At 71.0% G+C, this 22,347-nt stretch carries 24 protein-coding genes and 2 pseudogenes; 14 read left to right on the top strand and 12 right to left on the bottom strand.

The features are described 5' to 3' along the window. Positions 1-63: 63 nt before the first annotated feature. A complete protein-coding gene (locus ABZ444_RS45085; protein ID WP_358010384.1) occupies positions 64-966 on the bottom strand; it encodes a LysR family transcriptional regulator in 903 nt (300 codons plus the stop codon). Between the two features lie 91 nt (positions 967-1,057). Here ABZ444_RS45085 and ABZ444_RS45080 point away from each other — a divergent pair, with 91 nt between their 5' ends. Together ABZ444_RS45080 and ABZ444_RS45075 are read left to right on the top strand one after the other, a co-directional pair. Then, positions 1,058-1,459, top strand: a complete 402-nt coding sequence (locus ABZ444_RS45080) for a DUF1330 domain-containing protein (RefSeq protein ID WP_358010383.1) — start codon at positions 1,058-1,060, stop codon at positions 1,457-1,459. A 308-nt stretch (positions 1,460-1,767) separates the two neighbouring features. Further along, complete coding sequence (locus ABZ444_RS45075) at positions 1,768-2,313, top strand: SET domain-containing protein-lysine N-methyltransferase (RefSeq protein WP_358010381.1); 546 nt, start codon at positions 1,768-1,770, stop codon at positions 2,311-2,313. Here ABZ444_RS45075 and ABZ444_RS45070 read toward each other — a convergent pair. Further along, positions 2,303-2,875 carry an SGNH/GDSL hydrolase family protein gene (locus ABZ444_RS45070; RefSeq protein ID WP_358010380.1) on the bottom strand — a complete coding sequence of 191 codons (573 nt, stop codon included), beginning with the start codon at positions 2,873-2,875 and terminating at the stop codon, positions 2,303-2,305. The two genes, ABZ444_RS45075 and ABZ444_RS45070, sit on opposite strands and share 11 nt — an antisense overlap. 749 nt (positions 2,876-3,624) lie before the next feature. Here ABZ444_RS45070 and ABZ444_RS45065 point away from each other — a divergent pair. After that, positions 3,625-3,915: a hypothetical protein gene (locus ABZ444_RS45065; RefSeq protein WP_358010378.1), complete on the top strand. Its 291-nt coding sequence runs from the start codon at positions 3,625-3,627 to the stop codon at positions 3,913-3,915. 303 nt (positions 3,916-4,218) lie between these two features. After that, positions 4,219-4,563: an STAS domain-containing protein gene (locus ABZ444_RS45060; protein ID WP_358010377.1), complete on the top strand. Its 345-nt coding sequence runs from the start codon at positions 4,219-4,221 to the stop codon at positions 4,561-4,563. Here ABZ444_RS45060 and ABZ444_RS45055 read toward each other — a convergent pair. The 3 genes and pseudogenes from ABZ444_RS45055 to ABZ444_RS45045 all read right to left on the bottom strand — a co-directional run bounded on the left by ABZ444_RS45055 (position 4,551) and on the right by ABZ444_RS45045 (position 5,774). Continuing rightward, entirely contained in the window at positions 4,551-4,859 is a 309-nt protein-coding gene (locus ABZ444_RS45055) for a DUF952 domain-containing protein (RefSeq protein WP_358010376.1), read from the bottom strand. The two genes, ABZ444_RS45060 and ABZ444_RS45055, sit on opposite strands and share 13 nt — an antisense overlap. Before the next feature lie 140 nt (positions 4,860-4,999). Further along, positions 5,000-5,233, bottom strand: a pseudogene (locus ABZ444_RS45050) (GNAT family N-acetyltransferase); the annotation flags it as partial. Positions 5,234-5,450: 217 nt separating this feature from the next. Continuing rightward, on the bottom strand, positions 5,451-5,774 hold the full coding sequence (locus tag ABZ444_RS45045; RefSeq protein WP_358010375.1) for a multidrug efflux SMR transporter: 324 nt from the start codon (positions 5,772-5,774) through the stop codon (positions 5,451-5,453). Between the two features lie 72 nt (positions 5,775-5,846). Between ABZ444_RS45045 and ABZ444_RS45040 the strand changes: the two genes are divergently transcribed. Further along, positions 5,847-6,800, top strand: a complete 954-nt coding sequence (locus ABZ444_RS45040) for a radical SAM protein (protein ID WP_358010374.1) — start codon at positions 5,847-5,849, stop codon at positions 6,798-6,800. A 25-nt stretch (positions 6,801-6,825) separates the two neighbouring features. Here the strand turns inward: ABZ444_RS45040 and ABZ444_RS45035 are convergent, their stop codons facing one another. Both ABZ444_RS45035 and ABZ444_RS45030 read right to left on the bottom strand, forming a co-directional pair. After that, positions 6,826-7,323 carry a GNAT family N-acetyltransferase gene (locus ABZ444_RS45035; protein WP_358010373.1) on the bottom strand — a complete coding sequence of 166 codons (498 nt, stop codon included), beginning with the start codon at positions 7,321-7,323 and terminating at the stop codon, positions 6,826-6,828. A 48-nt stretch (positions 7,324-7,371) separates the two neighbouring features. After that, positions 7,372-8,901, bottom strand: coding sequence for an MFS transporter (locus ABZ444_RS45030; protein WP_358010372.1), 1,530 nt, complete (start codon positions 8,899-8,901; stop codon positions 7,372-7,374). Between the two features lie 65 nt (positions 8,902-8,966). On the opposite strand from ABZ444_RS45030, the gene ABZ444_RS45025 reads away from it, so the two are divergent. From ABZ444_RS45025 to ABZ444_RS45010, 4 genes are all read left to right on the top strand, one after another. Beyond that, complete coding sequence (locus tag ABZ444_RS45025) at positions 8,967-9,965, top strand: WYL domain-containing protein (RefSeq protein ID WP_358010371.1); 999 nt, start codon at positions 8,967-8,969, stop codon at positions 9,963-9,965. Between the two features lie 80 nt (positions 9,966-10,045). Beyond that, on the top strand, positions 10,046-12,259 hold the full coding sequence (locus tag ABZ444_RS45020) for an ATP-dependent RecD-like DNA helicase (protein WP_358010369.1): 2,214 nt from the start codon (positions 10,046-10,048) through the stop codon (positions 12,257-12,259). A gap of 169 nt (positions 12,260-12,428) precedes the next feature. After that, the gene (locus ABZ444_RS45015) at positions 12,429-13,622 is read left to right on the top strand and encodes an Ig-like domain-containing protein (RefSeq protein WP_358010367.1); all 1,194 of its coding nucleotides are present in this window, start codon (positions 12,429-12,431) and stop codon (positions 13,620-13,622) included. A gap of 211 nt (positions 13,623-13,833) precedes the next feature. Next, positions 13,834-14,142: a MiAMP1 family antimicrobial peptide gene (locus tag ABZ444_RS45010; protein WP_357975940.1), complete on the top strand. Its 309-nt coding sequence runs from the start codon at positions 13,834-13,836 to the stop codon at positions 14,140-14,142. Here the strand turns inward: ABZ444_RS45010 and ABZ444_RS45005 are convergent. Beyond that, complete coding sequence (locus tag ABZ444_RS45005; RefSeq protein WP_358010366.1) at positions 14,129-14,404, bottom strand: hypothetical protein; 276 nt, start codon at positions 14,402-14,404, stop codon at positions 14,129-14,131. The two genes, ABZ444_RS45010 and ABZ444_RS45005, sit on opposite strands and share 14 nt — an antisense overlap. Positions 14,405-14,411: 7 nt before the next feature. On the opposite strand from ABZ444_RS45005, the gene ABZ444_RS45000 reads away from it, so the two are divergent. Next, entirely contained in the window at positions 14,412-15,434 is a 1,023-nt protein-coding gene (locus ABZ444_RS45000; RefSeq protein WP_358010365.1) for a PHB depolymerase family esterase, read from the top strand. A 72-nt stretch (positions 15,435-15,506) separates the two neighbouring features. Here ABZ444_RS45000 and ABZ444_RS44995 read toward each other — a convergent pair whose 3' ends face one another. Next, positions 15,507-16,721: an alpha/beta hydrolase gene (locus tag ABZ444_RS44995; protein ID WP_358010364.1), complete on the bottom strand. Its 1,215-nt coding sequence runs from the start codon at positions 16,719-16,721 to the stop codon at positions 15,507-15,509. A 20-nt stretch (positions 16,722-16,741) separates the two neighbouring features. Continuing rightward, entirely contained in the window at positions 16,742-17,131 is a 390-nt protein-coding gene (locus tag ABZ444_RS44990; RefSeq protein WP_358010363.1) for a hypothetical protein, read from the bottom strand. On the opposite strand from ABZ444_RS44990, the gene ABZ444_RS44985 reads away from it, so the two are divergent. Both ABZ444_RS44985 and ABZ444_RS44980 read left to right on the top strand, forming a co-directional pair. Then, complete coding sequence (locus tag ABZ444_RS44985; protein ID WP_358010411.1) at positions 17,087-17,680, top strand: response regulator transcription factor; 594 nt, start codon at positions 17,087-17,089, stop codon at positions 17,678-17,680. The genes ABZ444_RS44990 and ABZ444_RS44985 overlap by 45 nt on opposite strands. Positions 17,681-17,760: 80 nt before the next feature. Then, on the top strand, positions 17,761-19,092 hold the full coding sequence (locus ABZ444_RS44980; RefSeq protein ID WP_358010362.1) for a serine hydrolase domain-containing protein: 1,332 nt from the start codon (positions 17,761-17,763) through the stop codon (positions 19,090-19,092). 43 nt (positions 19,093-19,135) lie between these two features. Here the strand turns inward: ABZ444_RS44980 and ABZ444_RS44975 are convergent, their stop codons facing one another. After that, complete coding sequence (locus tag ABZ444_RS44975; protein ID WP_358010361.1) at positions 19,136-19,999, bottom strand: LysR family transcriptional regulator; 864 nt, start codon at positions 19,997-19,999, stop codon at positions 19,136-19,138. A 71-nt stretch (positions 20,000-20,070) separates the two neighbouring features. Between ABZ444_RS44975 and ABZ444_RS44970 the strand changes: the two genes are divergently transcribed. Then, a complete protein-coding gene (locus ABZ444_RS44970; RefSeq protein WP_358010359.1) occupies positions 20,071-20,769 on the top strand; it encodes a gamma-glutamyl-gamma-aminobutyrate hydrolase family protein in 699 nt (232 codons plus the stop codon). A gap of 34 nt (positions 20,770-20,803) precedes the next feature. On the opposite strand, the gene ABZ444_RS44965 is transcribed toward ABZ444_RS44970, so the two are convergent. Then, the gene (locus ABZ444_RS44965; protein WP_358010358.1) at positions 20,804-21,823 is read right to left on the bottom strand and encodes a hypothetical protein; all 1,020 of its coding nucleotides are present in this window, start codon (positions 21,821-21,823) and stop codon (positions 20,804-20,806) included. 102 nt (positions 21,824-21,925) lie between these two features. Between ABZ444_RS44965 and ABZ444_RS44960 the strand changes: the two are divergent. After that, positions 21,926-22,347, top strand: a pseudogene (locus ABZ444_RS44960) (hypothetical protein); the annotation flags it as partial.

The following is a 22,347-nucleotide window of genomic DNA, read 5'->3' as shown; positions in this document are numbered from 1 at the left end:
CTTGAGCACCAGGACGCACTTGTAGAGGACCGCAGACGTCCGTCTCGCTTGACCTCCTGCGCGTCAGTCCGGCAGCCAGTGCAGCCCGTGCGCCAGAGTTTTGGCGACAGCACGGATGCGGCGGTGCAGCGGCGACTGCTCGAGCGGCAGGACCAGGTGGATCGTCAGGCTGGGCGCGCCCCGCAGCGGTCGCCAGGTGAGACCGGCCGGTGATGCCGTGACCGCGGCTTCTCCCGCCGGGGCGAGGGTGACCCCGTCGCGCAGGTCACGCTGAGACATGTCGAAAGAGACTGCGGGCCTACGGAACCGGGGGTGTGGCCGAATGCCTCGGAACAGTTCGGACAGCTGATCGTGGATCACGGGGTTGGCCGCACGGTCCGGGAGTCGCAGCGGATACGCGGCCGCGTCGGCGATCTCGATCTCCGGGTGCCCGGCCAGCGGATGGTGCTGCGCCAGCAGGACCCCGACGCGCTGACGCCGCAGCAGGAACCGGCGCACGCCACGACCCGGCTGTTCACCACGGGTGATCCCGGCATCGATGCGGCCGTCGGCGACCGCGGGGGAGATCTCCGGTGTCGCCATCGGCACCGCGCCGACCTCGAGCCCGCTGTTGCCGCGAATCAGCCTGTCCACCAGAGCCGGTGCCGTCTCGGCCCCGGTGCTGAGGCTGTATCCGATGCGCAGCGTGCCCAGTTCACCGGCCGCCGCGCTCCGGGCGGTGTCCCATGCCCGGTCCAGCGCCGCCAGCGCGGGCGGCGCTGACTCCGCCAAAGCCGCACCGGCCGCGGTCAATCCGACGCTACGCGTGTTGCGGACCAGCAGGGCCGTACCGAGTTCCGCCTCCAAACGGCGCATCCGGGCGCTGAGGGCGGGCTGTGCGATACCGATCCGTGCGGCCGCGCGGGTGAAGTTCAACTCCTGCGCCAGCACCAGGAAATACCGCAGGCTCACCGTGTCCGGCGCCACGTGCCCTCCCGGCCGATTGATAACGATCCGTTCTGAGTCTATCCCGTACCGATCTTTCCCCCGACCGCACATCAAGCCCTAACCTGCGCACATGGCGATTCAACTGACCGCAGTACCGTCGCCGGAATCGATCGATCCGAGTGTCAATTCGAAGTCGGACCCGTCCGGCCCAACACAGGAGGTTTCCATGGCCAAGGGCTACTGGGTCAGCGTCTACCCCGCCATTTCCGACCCTGAGAGGCTGACTGCCTACGACAAGCTGGCCGGCCCCGCTGTCCAGGCTGGGGGCGGACGCAACCTGTCCCTCCTGCCGTCCCGCGGCGGTCGAGTCGTCGCCCACGAGGCCGGAATCACACAACGCGTCGTTCTGATCGAGTTCGACAGCTTTGAACAGGCCGTCGCGGCATACGACAGCAAGGCATACCAGAAGGCGCTGGCGGCCTTCCCCGACGGCGTCGAGCGCGACTTCCGCATCATCGAAGGCATCGACTGACCGAGCGGAAAGGCCGCACAGGCTTCACCTGGTGCTGACATGCCTGGCATACCGAGGTGGATCGGAACGACTCTGACGAGTCGGCAGGCACACAAGAGCGACGACGTGCCGGCCACGAACTCGTCATTTCTGTGAACATGAACAGCAGCAATGATCACGCGAACCCGAGCGGCGGGCCCACAAGCAACGCCCACCCGACCCCCCAGCAGGCCGTCCCATCACAACACCCGCTGCACACCCGCAGAGCGATGCACGCCGACCTCAACGCCACCATGAGCACGCTCAGACGTCCCGACAGGGAGCCATCAATGACGAGCCCGGCCTACCCGCCCCAGTCCTGGCTGACGCCACGCGCCCGCCCCACCCTCTCGCCGATCCACGGCACCGGCCTGTTCGCCCGCGAACACATCGGCAAGGACGAGATCGTCATGCGACTGGGCGGCCGCCTCATCGACGACAACACCCTGGCCTCCCTCACCCCGCCCTACAGCAGCCTCACCGTCGAAGAGGGCCGCCACCTGCTCCTCGACCCGGACCACCCGGTGCGCTACGGCAACCACTCCTGCGAGCCCAACCTCTGGCACACCGACGCGACCACCTTGACCGCCCGCAGACAGATCGCCCCCGGCGAAGAGCTCACCATCGACTACGCCACCCACAGCGGCGTCGCAACCTGGTCCATGGCCTGCCATTGCGCCACACCCACCTGCCGCAGCGCCGTCACCGGCGACGACTGGCGACTGCCGCAGCTCCAACTCGCCTACGGCACCCACTGGAGCCCGCCACTGCTCACCCGCATCAACCAGGAGCAACTGCCGACCAAACCCCCATCCGCGGCACACCTCACGGGATGAACAACGACCCACTCACCCCCACCGGCTCCCACAGGTCGAGCGCCCGCAACAGATTCCTCGCCAACGCCCGATGCCCATACTCATTGGGATGGCACCCAGACCCCATCCAATGCTCGCCACCATCCCAAGCCGCATGATGATCCACCAACACATCCGCATCCAGCGAACGCACCACCTCGGCATAAGCCGAAAGATCCGCCCAGCCGGACTCCGGCGCCCGATTGGGCGTCTGCAGCACCACCTTCGCACCCGCCTCCCGCACACGGGAGACCACCGCCGCATAGTCACGGCCGAAAGCCGGCAGACCCGCCAACCCGGCAACACAGTCGTTGAGCCCGAACATCAGCACCACCACATCGGGCCGATGACGCAACACCGCGTTCTCCACATCGAGCTGAGAGACCTTCTGACCACTCACCCCGGTGTTGATGACCACATCGGACGGCCGGTTCAGCTCGAAGCGCACCCGCTCGGCGAACAACTGCGTATAGTCACGCCACCCGAACGTGTGCAACGCCCCCTGAGTCACGCTGTCACCCGTGAACAGCCACACCGTGCTCATCCGCCGACCACCCCGATCACCACGCCCATGGCGAAGAGGGTAGATGATCACCGACACCGCCCCCAGACCGGTACGACCATCCCGCCATGCTCACACCGACCACCGCACCGTGCCCCGACACGCCCGGGCCGGGGGACAGGGCGGGTGCGAGGCAACGACGTCACAGGACAGCCATATGGGGGAGTACCCGGGGCGAGCGGGCATCGACAAACCCCAGGAGCTGTTCGACACGCAACACAACCCCTCGCTCCCACCGACTCCTGGACAGCAGGACGTCCACCGGCTCGATGCCCGACCCCGCCTCGCCTTCCGGAAGGCACCTCGATGATGTGCCGTTCCCGCCAGGACCCCCTCTTGCCGCCACCCGCACGGGGGAGTAGCACTACCAACCCGACCAGGACACGCATCGTCGGATGAAGAAGCAGGGCCGCCGGCACAACCGCCCATCGACCTCGTCCAGAAAGCCGCACCGCCTAGACACAGGTGCCAGAAGTGGGTAGTCATCCGACCCTCACGTGGATACCGCCGGCGGAGAGCACGCCAACGATCCTCGATTCGACCGAGCGAACTGTCGAACGCATCAGACCACTGAAACCGCGACGACACCCACCCCGGCCGCGACCGGAGCGCGGAGGAGGCCCCCGATCCGGTCTACTTGACATAATGTTCATTATCGAGCAACCAGCCACCCGCCACGACACGGCAAAGACATCCCGCATGAACAGTCACCCGCCGGGCAGATTTCCACCATGCCCAGCCTGACGTCCAGCCAGTTCCTCGCCGCCCCGCCGGCTCTGGCCGCCTCGACGGCCGGCCTCGTCGCACTCACGGCCGTCATCGTCGCCGCCGTCATCTGGCTGATCATTCTGGCCGTCCGTCTCACCAAAAGCCCCCGCAACCGCCCCAACCCCAGTGTCGACCTGGTGGACCAGGCTCGGGAGCTGAAGGCGCTCGGCCAGATCCAGGAAGCCGTCTTCCTGGTGCGCGGCGAGACCGGCATGAGCCAGCATGCCGCCTCCCGCTTCGTGAACCGCCTCTAGTCGGACAAACTACTCATACCGTACAGAACGTGGATTCTGTGTGGTTTGGGTAATTGGTCCGCAAAAGGCCTTGTCGGGCGGCTCTGGAGATCCCCGTGATTACGCACGGCGGTCGGACGGCTGCTCTATGCTGTCGGGGTGCGGGTGTGTGAATTGGGGGCGTGAAACCCCTCCGGCCTCGGCGGGGCCGCCTTGGTCCAGGGGGGTCGGCGGTCCCGGCGTGCGTCACCGGCCGCACGGTCCACGGTCCACTCCCCTCTTCCGATACCGGGCGTGTGAGAGCCCGGGAATGGCGGCTTTGTCGTGAATACCCCGGACCCCCTCGGGTGCGCGTCCCTCCCCCATCTGCTCTATGTCGATCACCAGTTGCGCATCACGTGCTGCCCGATGCCGGGTCCGTCGATCATCCGGTTGGTGGGTGAGGTGGATGCGACGAACCAGGTGGCGCTGGCCGAGGCGTTGGGCCGGGCGCGGCGGATCGACGAGTCGCTGGTGGTGGATGTGAGCGGGCTGGATTTTCTGGGGGTGGAGGGGGCGCGGTTGCTGGTGGTGTCGTGCCGGGCGGGGCGTACGCAGTTGGTGGGGACGCCGCCTCATGTGTTGCGGTTGTTGCGGGCGATGGGGTGGGCGGGTGGTCAGGGGGCGTAGGGGTGGGTGGCGGTGACGGCGGTGACGGGGAGGGGGCCGTAGAGGTGGGGGTAGCCGTTCTCGGTGCGGATGTCGAGGCCGGTGGGGTCGATGTCGAGGACGAGGAGGGGGTGGGTGACGGTGGTGTAGTAGGTGTCGTGGACGGTGCGGAGTTGGGTGTGGTCGTGGCTGAGGTGGATGAAGCCGATGTCGTCGAGGGTGTGGCCGAGGGTGGAGATGCGGTACTCCCCTGCTTGCTGGGCGTGTTCCCAGTCGGTCTGCAGGGCGAGGTGGTGGACGACGGTCATGGGGTCCATTCGGTTTCGAGCATGGCGTAGATGGTTTCGCTGGTCCATTCGCCCTTGACGATCTCATTGTCGAGGAGGGTGGCTTCGTGGCGCATGCCGAGTTTTTCCAGGACGCGGGCTGAGGCTTTGTTGCGGGCGTCGAGGCGGCCGGTGATGCGGTGGAGGCCGAGTTGGGTGAAGCCGAGGTGGATCAGGGGGCGGGTGGCTTCGGGGGCGTAGCCGTGGCCGTGGTGGTCGGGGTGGAGGACGTAGCCGATCTCGCCTTGGCGGTGTTGTCTGCTGGTCCAGATGAGCAGGGCGTTGCCGATGAGTTGGCCGGTGGTGCGCAGGGTGATGGCGAGGTCGATGGCGTCGCCTTCGTCGTGGAGTGTGTGGCGGGTGATTCTTTTGTCGAGGTGCTGGTGGTTTGGCGGTCGCGGGGTTCCCAGTAGAGGTAGCGGGCGACGTCGGGGCGGGATTCGTAGGCGTGGAGGGCGTCGAGGTCGTCGGGGGTGAAGGGGCGCAGGTGGAGGCGGGGGGTGGTGAGGGGGTATTCGGGTGTGAGCACGGGGGCAGTGTAGGGAGGGGGTGGGGGGTGTTCAACGCGTTTTGTGGTGGGGTTCAGTGGGTGCCTGCGAGGTTGAGGACGATGACGCCGCCGATGATGAGGAGGATGCCGCTGATCTTGAGGGGGGTGAGGGTTTCGCCCATGAGGGTGGCGCCGATGAGGGCGATGGCGGCGGTGCCGGCGCCGGACCAGATGGCGTAGGCGGTGCCCATGTCGAGTTGGAGTTTGAGGGCGCGGGCGAGCAGGACGAATGAGGTGATGTAGCCGGTGGCGACGGCGGTGGTCCAGCCGATGTGGGTGAGGCCGTTGCTGAGTTTGAGTGCGGTGGTGGCGAGGACTTCGGTGGCGATGGCGAGGGCGAGCAGGATCCAGGCCATGGGGTTCCTTCGGGGTGTGGGCGTTGCGGTGTTCCGCTTGAAAGGTAGTCGAATGCGTGTTCCACTGGTTGGGTGGGTTGGGATGCGCTGGCGCTTGTCGAGGCGGTCGATGGGCGGCCGCTGATCGAGCGGCGCGCGGTGGTGCGTGACGGTTTTTATGAGACGCAGGCCCGTACGGTGATCGAGCGGGTGCCGGGGAGTGCGGGCATCGTGGAGCGGTGGGCGGTTTCGCCTTACCGGGGTTGTGTGCATGCGTGTCTGGGGTGTGGGGCGCGGGCGGGTCATCGCAGGTTGGGGTTGGACGCGGGGGTTGATTTCGATTCGCGGATCGTGGTCCGGCCGAATGTGGTGGAGCGGTTGCGGTCGGAGTTGGGGCGGTGGGAGGGCGAGCCGCTGGCGGTGGGTGTGGCGGGCGATGGTTATCAGCCTGCTGAGGAGAGGTATCGGTTGATGCCGGGGGTGGTGGCGGCGCTGGGGGCGGCGGGGGTGCCGTTCACGGTGTATACGCGTAGTGCGCTGGTGTTGCGGGATGCGGAGGTGCTGGCGCGGGCGGGTGCGCGGGTGGCGGTGTCGATCGCGTTCGTGGACGAGCGGATCAGGCGGGCGGTCGAGCCGGGTGCGGTGGGGGCGCAGGCGCGGTTGGAGCTGGTGTCGGCGCTGGTGGAGGCGGGGGTGGAGTGCCGGGTGCTGATGGCGCCGGTGTTGCCGTTGCTCAGTGATGCGGCTGATCAGTTGACGGCGACGGTGCGGCGGATCGCGGGTGCGGGGGCGGTGGCGGTGGAGCCGGTGGTGTTGCGGTTGCCGCCGGGGACGCGGCAGTGGTATATGCGGTGGTTGGCTGGGGCGCATCCGCGTCTGGTGGAGCGTTATGAGGAGCTCTACGATCGGGCAGGGTTCCCCTCCCCCGGTTACGAGCAGCGCATCACGGGGCAGATCGCGCAGTTGTGCCGGGTTTATGGGATGCGGTGCGGTGCGCCGGAGCCGGTGGGGCGGGGGCCGTCGGTGGCTCAGTTGGCCCTGGTGTGAGGCTCGGGGCGGGGTCGGGCCGGGTTCAGGGGCGTTGGTGGAGGATCATGCCGGGCCACTCCCCTACGGTGAAGGGCTGGTCGCGGGTGAATCCGCAGCTTTCGTAGTAGGAGACGAGGCGTTCGTCGTCGCCGGCGTAGCAGTCGACGCGGAGGAGTCCGAGGCTGCGGTCGCGGGCTTCTTGCAGGGCCCATTGCAGGAGGTGTCGTCCGACGGCTCGGCCGGCGTGGCGTTGGTCGATGACGAGGACCTGGACGTAGAGCTCGGGTTCGGTGGCGGGGGTGACGTAGGGCAGGGCGTCGCCGACGACGATGCAGCCGGCTGGTTGGTCGTCGATCTCGGCGATGCGCATGCCGCCGCCGGCGAGCCAGTCGGCGGCTTGCTGGGTGCGTCGGGGGTCGCCGGTGAAGGGGCGGGTGCCCCATTGGCCGGTGCGGTTCTGGCTGACGAGCCAGGTGATGGCGCTGTCGAACATGGTCAGGACGACGGCGTCGTCGCCGGGGCGGCCTTGTCTGATCTTCACCGGTGACACTGTAAGGGGTGGTGGGTGGGTTGGGTGCTGACGGGGGGTTCACGGTGTGGTGCCTGTCCCCCGTCTTTCGTCGGTTCTGTGCAGTTGTCTCTGTTCGGCGTTGGTGGTGGCGGTTTTCGGGAGGGCGAGCATCAGGAGTGCGGTGATGAGGTAGAGCGCGGTGGAGGCGGTCAGGACGATGCCGAGCGCGTGACTGTAGGCGGGCGGCGCCGGTGCTGTGGTGGCTGGTGCGGTGGCGGAGGTGAAGAAGAGGGTGCCCAGGACGGCGATGCCGGCCGCGCCGCCGATCTGGTTGACGGTGGACAGGACCCCGCCCGCGGCGCCTGCGTTGCGTCCGGGGACGCCTGCCAGGACGACGTTGACGAGGATGGGTGCGGTGAGGCCGAGTCCGAGGCCGCCGGCGAACAGTGCCAGGGCCAGGGGCCAGTAGCCGGGGTCGTTGCCGTCTTTGACGATGTACCACAGGGCGAGCTGGGATGCCGCGATGGTGAGGGAGCCGGTGGTCAGGAGCGTTCTGCCTGCTTTGGTGGTGAGGGCGACGCCGAGGCCGGAGGTGATGATCGAGCCGAGTGCGTACGGGAGGATCACCAGGCCGGTCTGCCATGCGGTGCGGCCGGTGCCGTTTTGGAGGTAGACCGACAGGGTGAGGAAGAACGGTCCGATGCCGCCGAAGAAGAGCGTGGAGGCGCTGAGGCCGACGGTGAAGGCGCGGATTCTCAGCAGGGCCGGGTCGAGGACGGGTTCGTTGCCGCGTCGGGTGAGGCGGCGTTCGTGGGCGAGGAAGATCGTGAGCAGCAGGATTGCGGTTGTGAGGAGGGCGTAGCCGGTCCAGTTCCATCCCCAGGTCTGGGTCTGGATGATCGGCAGGAGCAGGAGAAGGATGCCGGTGGCGGCGAGGAGTGCGCCGGGGAGGTCCAGCGGGGCGGTGGAGGCGGAGCGGGACTCGGGCAGGGTCTTGGCGCCGATGGTGAGGGCGAGGATGGAGAGGGGCACGTTGATCCAGAAGATCGTGCGCCAGCCCAGTCCGAACAGGTCGGCGTCGACGAGCAGGCCGCCGAGCAGCGGTCCGGCGACCGAGGCGAGGCCCTGGGCTGCTCCGTAGGCGCCGAACGCCTTGGCGCGTTCGCCCGGGGGGAAGGTGGCCCGGATGAGGCCGAACACCTGCGGGACCATGATTCCCGCGGTGAGTCCTTGTCCGGCCCGCATGGCGATGAGCATGCCGGGGTCGGTTGCCAGGGCGCACAGTGCCGAGGTGGTCATGAAGCCGGTCAGTCCGATGGTGAACAGGCGCTTGCGGCCGTGCTGGTCTCCGAGTCGTCCGCCGGTGATCAGGCCTGTGCCCAGGGCGAGGGTGTAGGCGGCGATCGTCCATTGGATCTGGGTGTCGTCGGCGGCCAGGTCCTGGGCGATGGCGGGGGCTGCGACGGTGACGATGGTGGCGTCGAGCAGGTCCATGAAGGATCCCAGGAGCACCACCAGTAGCGCGGTGGTCGCGTGGGTGCCGGCCTCGCGTGCGGGGGGCGCTTCGGTGGTGCGGGTGTGCTTGTGGGGGCTGGGTGGCTGGGTCATGTCGGCCACCTTTGTCGGCATGGTTGCCATCGAGTGGCCGCTTTGGGTGGGAGGATCGGGCAATCATGGCTGCCACTTCCGCGCGGACGCTCAAGCTGCTGTCGATTTTCGGGGTCGGTGCGACTCTGACGGCCGGTGAGCTCGCCGGCCGGGTCGGGGCGTCGGTGAGAACGGTGCGTCGCGACATCGAGACGTTGCGGGACCTGGGGTATGAGATCGAGGCCGTCCGCGGAGCGGGTGGAGGGTATCGGCTGGGTCGTGGGACCCGTTTGCCGCCGGTGGTCTTCGATGAGGATCAGGCGGTGGCCGCGGCCGTCGCGCTGCAGACGGTGCCGGCGGTCCTGTCCGGGATCCGTGAGAACGCGGCTCGTGCGCTGGCCACGCTGCATCAGGCGATGCCGGTGCGCAGCCGTCTGCACGCCGAGGCGTTCACTGTTTCCTCGGCCCGTAACTACTGGGAGTTCCCCGCGCCGCCGATCGAGGCCGGGGTCGTCGCGGCCGTGGGCGGTGCGATCGGCCGGCGGCATCTTGTTCGGGTGGATTACACCGGTGAGGGCGAGCCTGTCACGCTCACGCTGGAGCCGCACGAGCTCGTGGTGTGGGCCGCGCGCTGGTATCTGGTCGCCTTCGACCCGGGCGCCGGCCGGTGGCGTGCGATGCGCGTGGATCGCTGTACGCCGCACCTGCCCACGCATGTGCCTTTCGACCGGCGTGACGTCCCGCACGGCGATCCTGTCGTCTTCGTCATGACCGCGCACGACCGCGGGGACGCCGCCGCCGAGTGGCCGTGCCGGGGCTCGGCCGTCCTGGCTCTGCCCGCCGCTACGGTGGCCCGGTTCGCCCCGGGCGGGTCGACGGTGGAGTACGACACCGAGGGCACGTGCCGGCTCACGCTCGGCGCGTGGTCATGGCCTGGGCTGGCGGGGCTGCTGCTGACGTTCGACGCCGACCTGGCGGATGTCGAACCGGCCGAACTCAGGCAGGCGCTGCGCTGCCTGGGTGCGCGGATCGGCAGGGGGCTCGAATCCGGCGTGCCGCCGCGGCCGGGTGGTGAAGCCGGGTAGCGCCACCCGGAGATGGGGTGGTTCGTGGGAGGGGCTGCTGTTCTAACCTTGCCTTCACAACAGGCAATAGAGGGGTTTGCGTGAAGCCTGACGCCAACGGTTCGCTCGGTGTGTCCCTTGATGCGGTTCTTGAGCGCATCACCTTCGCCAGTGAGGAGACGGGGTACACGATCGCGCGGGTGGCCACCGAGCGGTCGGGTGCGGAGTTGCTGACGGTGGTGGGGCCGCTGCTGGGGGCGCAGGTCGGGGAGTCGTTGCGGTTGCGGGGGCGGTGGACGTCGCATCCGCGTTACGGCAAGCAGTTCGAGGTGTGGTCCTACACCACGGTGTTGCCGGCCACGGTTCAGGGCATCCGGCGTTATCTGGGGTCGGGGCTGATCAAGGGGATCGGGCCGAAGATGGCCGAGCGGATCGTCGATCATTTCGGTACGGGGACGCTGGAGGTGATCGAGCAGGAGCCGCAGCGGCTGGTGGAGGTTCCGGGGCTGGGTCCCAAGCGGACGAAGATGATCGCGGTGGCGTGGGAGGAGCAGAAGATCATCAAAGAGGTGATGATCTTCTTGCAGGGGGTCGGGGTGTCGACCTCGATCGCGGTGCGGATCTTCAAGCAGTACGGGGAGTCGTCGATCTCGGTGGTGCGCGGGCAGCCGTACCGGCTGGCCGATGAGGTGTGGGGCATCGGGTTCAAGACGGCCGACACCATCGCCCAGGCCGTCGGGATCCCCCATGACAGTCCCGAGCGGGTCAAGGCGGGGTTGCGGTACACGTTGTCGCAGGCGGCCGACGACGGCCACTGCTATCTGCCGGCGCCGAACCTGGTGGCCGACGCGGTCAAGATCCTCGACGTGCCGGCCGAGCTGGCCACGCGGTGCATGGAGGAGCTGGCGGCCGAGGAGGGGGTGGTGCGCGAGCAGGTGCCGGCCGGGGACAACAGCGTGCCGGCGGTGTATCTGCCGCCCTTCCACCGGGCCGAGCTGTCGCTGGCCGGCGGGTTGTTGGCGTTGCTGAACAGCGGCCATGACCGGCTGCGGTCCTTCGCCGACGTCGACTGGGAGCGGGCCGAGGCGTGGCTGGCGGCCCAGACGGGCGCCGAGCTGGCGCCCGAGCAGCGTCAGGCGGTACGGCTGGCGCTGACGTGCAAGGTGGCGGTGCTGACGGGCGGGCCGGGTTGCGGCAAGAGTTTCACCGTGCGGTCGATCGTGACGCTGGCCAGGGCCAAGCGGGCCAAGGTGATCCTGGCCGCGCCGACCGGGCGGGCGGCCAAGAGGTTGTCGGAGCTGACCGGGCACGAGGCCACCACCGTTCACCGGTTGTTGCAGCTGAGGCCGGGCGGGGAGGCCACCTTCGACCGCGACAACCCGCTGGACGCCGACCTGGTGGTGGTGGACGAGGCCTCGATGCTGGATCTGCTGCTGGCCAACAAGCTGCTCAAGGCGGTGGCGCCGGGCACGCATCTGCTGCTGGTGGGCGATGTGGACCAGCTTCCCTCGGTGGGGGCCGGGGAGGTGCTGAAGGATCTGCTGGCCGCCGTGGACGTGCCGCGGGTGCGGCTGACGCAGATCTTCCGCCAGGCGCAGGAGTCGGGGGTGGTGACCAACGCCCACCGGGTCAACACCGGGCACCATCCGGTGCTGGCCGGCATGTCGGACTTCTTCCTGTTCCCGTGCGAGGAGCCGGAGGAGATCGCGGCGATGACGGTGGACGTCGTCGCGCGGCGCATCCCGTCCAGGTTCGGGCTGGACGCCCGGCGCGAGGTGCAGGTGCTGGCGCCGATGCACCGCGGCGCGGCCGGGGCCGGGGCGCTCAACATCGCGTTGCAGGAGGCGCTGACCCCGGCCCGCGAGGGCATGCCAGAACGCCGTTACGGCGGGCGGGTGTTCCGGGTGGGCGACAAGGTCACCCAGTTGCGCAACAACTACGACAAGGGCGCGGCGGGGGTGTTCAACGGCACGGTGGGGATCGTCACCGGCATCCGTCCCGACGACCACAGCCTGACCGTGCGCACCGACGAGGACGAGGAGGTCGACTACGCCTTCGACGAGCTGGACGAGCTGGCCCACGCCTATGCCGTCTCCATCCACCGCAGTCAGGGCAGCGAGTATCCGGCGGTGGTGATCCCGCTGGCCACCAGCGCGTGGATGATGTTGCAGCGCAATCTGCTCTACACCGCGATCACCCGGGCCAAGAGGCTGGTGGTGATCGTGGGGTCGCGGCGGGCGCTGGCCCAGGCCGTACGGACCAAGGGCGCCGGACGGCGGCACACGGGCCTGACCCACCGCCTGGAGCGGCACTGAGCTCCCCCGGACAGGAGGCGTTGATCGTCGCGTTGACGCAGGTTGACCTGGGGTTGACAGCAATTAGTGATGCAAATGTGACCGAACTCTCCTAAATGCTTCTGCGTCATACATGCAGGAGCATTAAAGTCTTTGGGGTGGGTTTGCCGCCCTGGGGGAGAGGACAGTCTTGAACGTTGCGCCCGCATGGACGAAGTCTGCCGCCGGCCTCGCGCTGCTGGCGGTGGCGGCCCTGACGGCATCCTGCTCGAGCGGGAACGCCGCCTCGCGCGGGCCGGAAGCGCCCGAGGCCACCACGGTGGCCACCCCGCAGGCGCCCACCGTCTCCATCAGCCCCGCCGAAGGCAGCGCCAAGGTCAGCCCCGACAAGAAGGTCGTGGTGACCTCCGCCGGCGGCGCGCTGGAGGAGGTGACCGTCGACGGCGGCGGCCAGACGGTCGAGGGCAGGTTCAACGCCGACAAGACCAAGTGGGTCTCCCGGACGCCGCTGAAGCCCTCCACCAACTACAACGTCTCGGCCAAGGCCGGCGCCACCGCCGCCACCAGCACCTTCACCACGGTCAAACCCGAGCGGGAGCTGCAGGTCGCCGACGTCACCCCCAACGCCAAGGGCGAGACCCTCGGCGTCGGCGCCCCGATCATCGTCACCTTCAACCAGCCCGTCACCGGCAAGGCGGCCGTCGAGCGCGCCTTGGAGGTGGAGGCCGAGAAGCCCGTCACCGGCGCCTGGCGGTGGATCAACGACACCACCGTCATCTACCGCACCGCCAAGTACTGGCCCGCTCACCAGAAGGTGAGCTTCAACGCCCGCATCACCGGCGTCAAGGCCGGCAAGGGCCTGTACGGCGTGAAGGACTACTCCGCCAGCCTCAAGATCGGCGCCAAGGTCATCAGCAAGGTCAACACCAAGACCCACATGATGTACGTCTACAAGGACAACAAGCGCGTGCAGACCATGCGCATCAGCGCCGGCATGGCCACCACCCGCGAGTACACCACGACCTCCGGCGTGCACCTGACGATGGAACGCGGCAACCCGGTGCGCATGATCTCCCCCGGCCGCAAGAAGGGCGACCCCGGCTACTACGACGTGATGATCGATCACGCCGTGCGCATCTCCAACTCCGGCGAGTACGTCCACGCCAAGGACAACGTCTGGGCCCAGGGCGTGCGCAACGTCAGCCACGGCTGCATCAACTCCCGCCCCGACCAGGCCAAGTGGTTCTACGACAACTTCCAGCGCGGCGACGTCGTGGAGATCACCGGCACCAACCGGGAACTGGAGTGGAACAACGGCTGGGGCTACTGGCAGCTGCCGTTCTCGCAGTGGAAGAAGGGCAGCGCCCTGCACGCCAAGTCCTGACCGCTCCCCCGCTCCCCCGCTCTGACGCAGCCGCTCACCGCCGCCGACAGGCCCGCGGTGAGCGGCTTTTCGACGTCCCGGCCCGCCGCCGTGGACCGCCCCGGACGGCCTCCCACCCTCGCCATCAGCGAGAACGCCTCGACGCGTACGAAGGGTTGCCATACGATTACCCACCGTGGGCATTCGTCAGGAACCCTCGAAGGAGAACACGTTGAAGAAGATCCTTCTCGTCCCCGCGATCACCGCCGGGCTCGTCCTCGCCTCGGCCGGCGCCGCGTACGCCTCCCAGTACGTCGCCTACGAAGGCCGCGGCTTCACCGGCCGCTCGGTCGTCCTGGACGCCTGCGGCGTGTCCAACATCCCCTACCACGGCTCCTACAAGTGGTACGGCGACGGCCAGAGCGGCCGCATGTACAACCAGCCCAACGCCTCCGGCGTGATGCACTTCGAACTGGCCTCCAACCGCAACGCCGAGCAGCGCACCCCCGTCGGCTGGAAGAGCATCTTCATCGTGTGCTGACCCGCCGCCCTGGCCGGCCGTCCCCCGGGCACAGGGGGCGGCCGGTTTCGGCATGCGCGCATGCGGGCGGCGGCGGAAGGCACACTTGCCAGTACGACCAGCAGCGCGCGGTGGGCAAGATGGGGGGCGAGATGGGCAGGAGCACGAGCACCAGCGCGACCAGCAGCGCCAGCACCACGAGCACCAGGACGACCAGCAGCAGCATCAGCACCGCGACCATCACTAGCGCCGCGAGCAGCACCAGCGCGAGCACCACGGTCACGGCGCTGATGACGGCGCTGGTGACGCTGCTGGCGGTGGCGGTGTTGTCTGGCTGCGCGGTGCCCTCCCGGTCCGGCGAAGGCGAACAGGGCCAGACTCCCGGTCAGGCGCGGGGGCAGGGGCAGGACCAGAGGCAAAATCAGGGGCAGGACCAGGGGCGGATGCGGGAGCAGGTGCGGGGCGCGGCGAGCAGCGGATGCGCCGCCACGGCCCGCCGGCTCACCTCCGGCCCCCACCAGCTCACCACCGCCGGCCTGACCCGCCGCTACCTGCTGGCCGTCCCAGACGGGCCCGGCCCCCACCCCGTGCTGCTCAACCTGCACGGCCTCGGCTCCAACGCCGCCGAACAGGCCGCCTACAGCCGCCTGCCGCAGATCGGCCCCAGCCGCGGCTACATCGTCATCACTCCCCAATCGGCGCCCGGACGGCTGGCCTGGACCCTGCCGCACACCGCCGGCCCCGACGACACCGCCTACCTGGCCGCCCTGCTCGACGAGGTCGAACGCCACCAGTGCGCCCACCCCGGACGCGAGTTCGCCGCCGGCCTGTCTTATGGCGCCGGCCTGGCCGCCTCGCTCGTCTGCGCCCTGGACGGACGCCTGAGCGGCGTGGCCGCCGTGGCCGGCATCCCCATCGCCCGGCCCTGCGCCCACCCCGCCCCCACCACGATCATCGCCTTCCACGGCACCGCCGACCGCCTGGTCCCCTACGGCGGCGGCCACCCCGAGCCCGGCGGCCAACTGCGACACCTGGCCGCGCTCATCGTGCTGCCTCCGGTCGAGCAGACCATGAACGCCTGGGCCGCCGCCCAGCGCTGCTCCTCCCCCGCCACCAGCCATCCCCTGCGCCTCGTCCGGCTGCGCCTGTGGACGTCCTGCCCGCGGGGAGCCACGCTGGGCCTGTACACGGTGAACGGCGGCGGCCACACCTGGCCCGGCCCCATCGAGCTGCCCGGGCTCGGCGACACCGCCCGCGACCTGGACGCCAGCCGGCTCATCCTCGACACCTTCGACCGCGCCCCCACCCGCTGACCGGCCCCGGCGGCCATACGGACGGGCCCCGAGCGCGCGATCGGGGAAGGGCGGCGGTGGCCCGGTGCAGGGTCACGGGTTGTGGAAGCCGACTTCGGGGTTGTCCGGGGTGGGGCCGTCGAGCAGGGCTTGCTTGCGGTTCTTGAGGTGCTGGTCGAAGAAGGCGCCGACGTAGGCGCGGGTGAGCGCCAGGGCGCGTTCGGGGGCGATGGTGCCGGGAGCCGGCGGGCCGACCTTGCTCTGCGGGACGGCCAGGTCGGTGAAGCTGTTGTGCTGGGCCTGGGCGACGGTGAGCCAGCGCTTCCAGCCGCGCAGGGTCCGCCAGGCGCTGTCCCAGGTGTCGTCCTTGCCGGGGCTGTGGTCACGTCGGCTGCCCATCAGCAGGAAAGGGCGATCGCCCAGGCCGGCGGCGGGCAGGGTTGCGCTGATGGTGCCGTCGAGGTTGACCCCGGCCTTGATCCGCGTGTCGGCGGCCATGGTGGCGGAGGCGGCCTCGCCGCCGATGGAGTGGCCGGCCATGCCGACGCGCCTGGAGTCGATCAGGTTGGCGCGCTTCCAGGCCGGGTGGCGGCCGGTCAGCCGGTCCAGGACGAAGGAGACGTCCTGGGCGCGGTTCCTGGCGATGGCGGCCTTGCCGCCCTCGGGGGGTCTGGGCTGGTCGCACAGGGGGGCGCAGGTGAGCAGGCCGACGCCGGGGAAGACGGTTCCCGACGATTCGTAGGCGTGGTCGACCGAGGCGACGACGTAGCCGCGGCTGGCCAGGTCCTCGGCCAGGGAGGTGAGGCCGCCCCGCGGCAGGCCGAGGCCGGGTGAGAGCACCACCAGCGGATGGCGGCCCTTCTTGGCGGGCGTGCCGGCATGGGCGTAGGTGCGGATGTCGCTGACGATCTCAGCGGGCAGGTCGGCGCCGGGGGCCTTGCGTCGCAGCAGGGACGCGGCCTCCTCCAGGGCCATGAAGGGGGCCGGGGCGCCGGTGGCCGAACGAGCGGGATAGTACATCGAGACCATCAGCCGGCGCGGGCCCGATCGCGGGACCCAAGGGTCCTTACGGCTCTTGTCGACCAGGTACAGCACGTCGCGGCCGACCGGATCGGGGCCGGTGGGGCGCGGCAGTTCCAGCCGGGGAACGGCCGGGGACGCGGTGGCCGTGGCGGCGGGGCCGGCGGACGCGGTGGCGGGGCCGGTGGGCGTGGCCGAGGCGGTCGGCGTGGCGCAGGCCGTGACGGCCAGGGCGAGGCAGGCCGTCAGCGGGACGGCCGGCAGGCGCCGCAGCAGCAGGGAGTTCATCGGATTCCTTTCGGGAGCGGTCAGACGTCGCGGCGGTGCACGACGAGCACGGCCAGGACGGCGGCGGCCAGCGGCCAGGCCGCGAACACGGCCCAGGAGCCGGCCACCGTGGGCAGGGCGGGATCGTCCCGGAGCTGGGGCAGTCCCAGGCAGGTGCGCCAGACGTAGAAGGGGACCAGGGCGTAGAGGTCGTTGAGCCATTGGTGGACGGTCGGCCGGAAGAAGGTCGGCACGATGACCAGCACCGCGCAGACGGACACGACGGCGGCCGCGGTGTGCCGCAGCAGCGCGCCGACTCCCATGCCGACCAGCCCTGACACCGGAGCCAGGAGCGCGTTGGCGGCCAGCACGCGCAGCACGCCGGGATCGCCGACGTCGTCGTCGCCGGGGAGGCCGGGACGGGAGCCCAAGCCGTCCAGCTCACCCGGCAGCTACGCCCCGACGTCGTCGTGATGGACATCCGCATGCCCGGCATGGACGGCATCGAGGCCACCCAGACCATCACCGCCGAATCCCCGGACACCCGCGTGATCATGCTCACCACGTTCGACGACGACGACAACATCCACGCCGCGTTGCGGGCCGGAGCCAGCGGCTTCCTGGTCAAGGACATGGCGCTGGAGGACATCCTGTCCGCCGTCCACGTGGTCGCGGCCGGCGACGCGCTGATCGCCCCCAGCGTCACCCGCCGCCTCATCGCCGAGTTCGCCGGCCGCCCCGAACCCCGCCCGCTGCCGCGCGAGCCGCTGGGCGTCACCGCGCGGGAACGGGAGGTGCTGACCCTGGCCGGGCGCGGCCTGTCCAACGCCGAGATCGCCGCCCGGCTGCACATCAGCCCCGGCACCGCCAAGGCCCACATCGCCAGCCTGCTCACCAAACTCGGCGCCCGCGACCGGGTCCAGCTCGTCATCGCCGCCTACGACGCCGGCCTGGTCTCCCCGCACCACCACGATCGATGACGGCCCGGCCACCCGGACAGCCGCGGCGAGCCGGCAGGTACGCACCTGGCGCCCGCCCGACGCCGCTAGTCTTGTCGCCCATGAGTCAGGTGGGACAGGTGACGGCCCGCGCGCTGCTGCGCAGGCTGGCCGTCGAGCAGGCCGAGTGCAGGGTGCCGTCGCTGACGGCGGCGATCGTCCGCGACGGGCGGACGGTGTGGTTCGGCGGCCGCGGCCGCGTCGGCGACGGCCCGCCGACCCCGGCCACCCAGTACCGGCTGGGGTCGATCACCAAGTCGATCGTGGCCGTGGCCGTCATGCGGCTGCGCGACGAGGGCCGGATCGCGCTGACCGACCCGCTGGAGCGCCACCTGCCCGGCACCGCCGCCGGGCAGGCCACCATCGCCCAGCTGCTGGCCCACACCTCCGGCCTGACCGCCGAACCGCCGACCGACTGGTGGGAGCGCACCCCCGGCCTCGAGCTGCCCGACCTGCTCAAGCGGGTGGGCCCCGACCAGGTCAGGCACCGGCCCGGGCGCCTCTTCCACTACTCCAACGTCGGGTTCGCGCTGCTGGGCGAGCTGGTGGCCCGGCTGCGCGGCGCCGGCTGGCAGCAGGCCGTGCGGCAGGAGGTGCTGGCGCCGCTGGAGATGAACGCCACCACCGCCCGCCCCCGCGCCCCGCACGCCACCGGCTACGCCGTCCACCCGTGGGCCGACATGGTGCTCACCGAGCCCGAGCACGACGCCGTGGCCATGGGGCCGGCCGGGCAGCTGTGGTCCACCCCGCACGACCTGGCCCGCTGGGCCGCCTTCGTCGGCGGCGACACCGGCGGCGTGCTGTCGGCCGACACCCTGGCCGAGATGCGCGAACCGGCCGGCGTCGCCGACGGCGACTCCTGGACCGTCGGCTACGGGCTCGGCCTGCAACTGGCCCGCGTCGGCGGGCGCCGCCTGGCCGGGCACACCGGGTCCATGCCCGGCTTCCTGGCCACCGTGTGGGCCGACCCGGCCGAACGCGTGGGCGCGCTGTTCATGGCCAACACCACCAGCGGCATGACCGGCACCCTGCTCACCGACCTGCTCGACATCCTCGACGAGCACGAGCCGCGCCTGCCCGAGGAATGGCAGCCCGTCCCCGCCGACCCCGACCTGCTGGCGCTGACCGGGCTGTGGCACTGGGGGCCCAAGCCGTACGCGCTGCGGCTGCTGCCCGACCGCGGGCTGTCGCTGGCTCCCGTCGACGGCAGCGGGCGCGCCTCCCGGTTCGTGGCCCAGGACGACGGCACATGGCTCGGCCTGGACGGCTACTACACCGGTGAGACGCTGCGCGTGGCCGCCGACCACCTCGACCTCAACACGTTCGTCTTCACCCGCGAGCCCTACGACCCGGCCGCGCCGGTGCCGGGCGGGGTGAGCGGCTGGCACGCCTGACCCGTCCACCCACCGCACGCGGGCCGGCCCGCACCCCGCAGCGTCAGTCCGGCGGGCCGGCCAGGGCCCTGGCCAAGGTGGCGGCCGGGCCGGGCGGCAGCGCGCCGTGCACCAGCTCCACGCGGTGCACCAGGCGCGGCGCCACCAGCGGCACCCCCCGGCCGGCCGAGGCCGGCAGCAGCGTCAGCCCGTGCCCGGCGGCCACCAGGTTGAGCACGGTGTGCACGTCGTCGCCCTGGTAGACCAGCGCCGCGGCGAACCCGTCACCGGCCAGGTCACGCAGGCGCGGCAACGGGCACAGCGGCGTCTGCAGCCAGCGGGCGTCGAGGAGGTCGGCCAGCCGCAACGCCCGGCGTCCCGCCAGCGGATGCCCCGGCGGCAACGCCACCACCAGGTCCTCCTCGCTGACGCCCACCGTGGTCATCGGGCCCGACTCCGGCAGGCGCAGCGGGTCGCTGGGCGCGGCGATGCCGTCGGCCAGCCCCAGGTCGGCCTCCCCTTCGGCCAGCAGCTCGGCCAGCCGCTCCCGGTCACAGGTACGCACCTCCACCCGCAGCCGCGGCTGGGCGGCGCGCGCCCCGGCCAGCCGTCCGGCCAGCACGGCGTTGACCGCCAGCGGGGTGGCGGCCAGCCGCAGCCGGTGGGCCGGCTGGGCCGCCGCGCGCAGCACGTCGGCGCGCGCCGCCCGCAGGCGCAGCAGCAGCGGCCCCGCGTGCTCCAGCAGCCGCTCACCGGCCGGGGTCGGCTCCACCGGGCGGCGGCCGAGCAGCGGCAGCCCCAGATCGGCCTCCAGCGCCGCGACCTGCTGGGAGATCGCCGACTGGGTGTAGCCGAGCTCGTGGGCGGCGGCCGAGAAGGAACGCAGGCGGGCCACCGTCACGAACGTGCGCAACAGATTCGGGTCCATCAGTAATGCTTATAGCAGGTGCAGACATCATCGTTGGCGCTTAAGCACGGGTGGAGGTCACGATGGGAGGCATGAGAATCGCCCTGGTCGCAGACCGTTCACCCAGCGTCCGGTCCCACGCCCGCCTCCCCCGCCTGATCGAGGCGCTGCGCGAACGCGACGGCATCGCCCTGGACCCCTACTGGATCCCCACCACCGAGGCCGACGACCTCGACGGCTTCGACGGCATCTGGATCATGCCCGGCAGCCCGTACGCCAGCGAGGCCGGCGCGGTCAACGCCGCCCGCACCGCCCGCGAGCGGCGCATCCCGTTCCTGGGCACCTGCGGCGGGTTCCAGCACATGCTGCTGGAGTACGGCCGCAACGTGTGCGGGCTGGACGTCGACCACGCCGAGAACACCCCCGGCGCCGAGGCGTTCCTGCTGGAGCCGCTGTCGTGCTCGCTGGCCGGGCACGAGGGGCTGGTGCGGCTGACCCCCGGCTCGCGGATCGAGCAGATCATGGGGACCACGTCCATCGTCGAGGCCTACAGCTGCTCCTACGGCCTCAACGACGCCTACCGCGGGAGGCTGGCCGAGCACGGGCTCGTCTTCTCCGGCCACGCCGAGGACGGCATGGTGCGGGTGGCCGAGCTGCCCGGCCACCCGTTCTTCGTCGGCACGCTGTTCCAGCCGGAGCTGGCCGGCGACGGACGGCGTCCGCACCCGCTGATCGCCGCGTTCGCCGCCGCCGTGCAGCGCCACGCCCAGCCCGCCGCCGCGGCCCGCTGAAACCTCAGCCCGTACGGCGGGCCGGCGCTGAAGGTCAGCGTGTACGGGCCGGCGCTGGAAGCCGGCGCATGCGGCGGGCCAGCAGCGCCAGGAGAGCGGCCATCACCAGGCCGAGCACGGTGAGCGAGACCCGGTCGGCGGCCGTCTCGCCGTTGGCGAGCACTCCGAAGGCGGTGTGCCCGATCAGCGCACCGCCCGCCAGCGCCAGACTGTGCCGGTCGCCCCAGCCGCCGTAGGCCGCCCACCGCCGTACCAGCAGCGCGGCCACCACCGCCAGCAGCGCCGCGGCCGCCATCGGCGCCGCCACCCAGCCGCCCTGGGTGAAGGCCGGATGCCGGGCCCCGCCGAAGGGGAACAGCAGCGCCAGATACCCGAACGCGACGACCCCGGCCCCCACCGCCACCAGCGCCGGAGCGGGCACGCCCGCCGATCCCCCGGCCGCCTGCGGGGACTCGGCCGACGACGGCGGGACGACGCGCAACGCCAGGACGGCCAGCGCCGCCACCGCCAGCAGCAACCCCGCCTGCACCGGCCACGGCGCCAGGTAGCCGGGGTCCATGAAGGCCGCCGTCCAGCGCAGCAGCAGCACGCCCAGCACGAACACCACGCCCGTCACCACCAGCCCGGCCCGCGCCAGGTAGGGGCGGTGGCGCAGCGCCGGGAACAGCAGGTCGGCCAGCAGGATCGGCAGCGCCACGCTGAACACCGCGTGGTAGGGGATGTTCAGCTCGGTGTAGGCGCTGTTGAGGCCCAGGACGCGCGGCGCCCACCCCGCCGCGCCGTACAGGGTGGGGCTGGTCAGCGCCTGCAGCGCCAGCCCCTCCTCCACGATCCCGTACGCCGCCCCCAGCAGCAGCACCGACCCCCGCCCGCGCCCGGCACGACGTACCAGCTCGCGGATCAGGACGGTGCCCGCGCCGTAGATCGGCGTCCACACCAGCAGCAGCCACGCCTGGCGCAGCGGCGGATTGCCCAGCGTGAGCTCGGCGACGACCGGGGTGAGCCCGGCCAGTACGAGCGCGGCCCACCGGCCGCGTGCCTGAAGGGAGACCATGACCCCACGTTCCCGTCCCGCGCGGGGGCGGCGCTGCTGCCTTGCGGCCGGACCGTGGCCACCGCGGTCGCGCACCGGTGACGACTTTGGTTGCCACGGCCGGTGACCATGGTTGCCGCCCGGCGCGGCGGCCGCGGGCTACGATCGGCCATGGTGTTCGGGGCGAGCAGCCCGCAGACGGGCGACGAAAATCAGGCCGACCAGGCCGGGCGGGCCTGGTGGGCCGGCACCGGTGGCGACGGCCAGGATGACGGGCGAGCCGGTGGGCGAGAGGGCGGGCGGTCGCGGCGGGAGCGGGTCGCGGTCGCCGGAGGGGTCGTGCTCGCGCTGGCCGGCGGCGTCTCGGTGGTGTGGGGAGACCTCGGCCCCGGCACGCCCCGCTGGTACCTGTGGGCCGACGTGATCGGCGGCGCGGCGGCGTGCGCGGCGCTGTGGTGGTGCCGCCGCCGTCCGGTGGCCGCCGGGCTGGTCGCCGTCGCGCTGGCGATCCCGGCCGCCGCCGCGTCCGTTCGCACGGTACGCGC

This window comes from Nonomuraea sp. NPDC005730, assembly GCF_040630865.1.
GTDB lineage: Bacteria > Actinomycetota > Actinomycetes > Streptosporangiales > Streptosporangiaceae > Nonomuraea.
The sequence above is the reverse complement of the archived record's forward strand: the minus strand, read 5'-3'. Positions and strand labels throughout refer to the sequence as shown.